This is a genomic window from Flavobacterium salmonis (genome assembly GCF_903819435.1).
GTDB classification, from domain to species: domain Bacteria; phylum Bacteroidota; class Bacteroidia; order Flavobacteriales; family Flavobacteriaceae; genus Flavobacterium; species Flavobacterium chungangense.
The window spans coordinates 1-296 of sequence record NZ_CAIJDP010000017.1; the positions used below are offsets into that span (position 1 = coordinate 1).

General features: G+C 48.6%; 1 protein-coding gene. It reads right to left on the reverse strand.

The genetic code is table 11. The features are described 5' to 3' along the window. Positions 1-296, reverse strand: a 296-nt coding sequence (locus FLACHUCJ7_RS00085; protein WP_219634031.1) for a hypothetical protein, incomplete at both ends; no start/stop codon positions are given.

Here is a 296-nt window from a genome sequence, read left to right on the forward strand (position 1 = left end):
GTATAAGTCGTTCCTGAAATGCTTCCGCCTCCTGAAACTACTGACCAGCTTCCGCCTGCCGGTGTAGCGGATAAGGCTTTGGTCGTGTTTTCACAAATTGCTGTTGTTGTAGTGGTATTATTAGCTGTACCTGCAAATACATTCACAGTAAAAGTAACATCTGAAGTGGTAGCCCCGCATGATCCGTTGGCTGCAACCGTATAACGAACCGTTACCGGAGTATCGGCTGCTACGTCTGCAGGGGTATAAGTAGTACCCGAAATGCTCCCCCCTCCTGAAAATACTGACCACGTTCC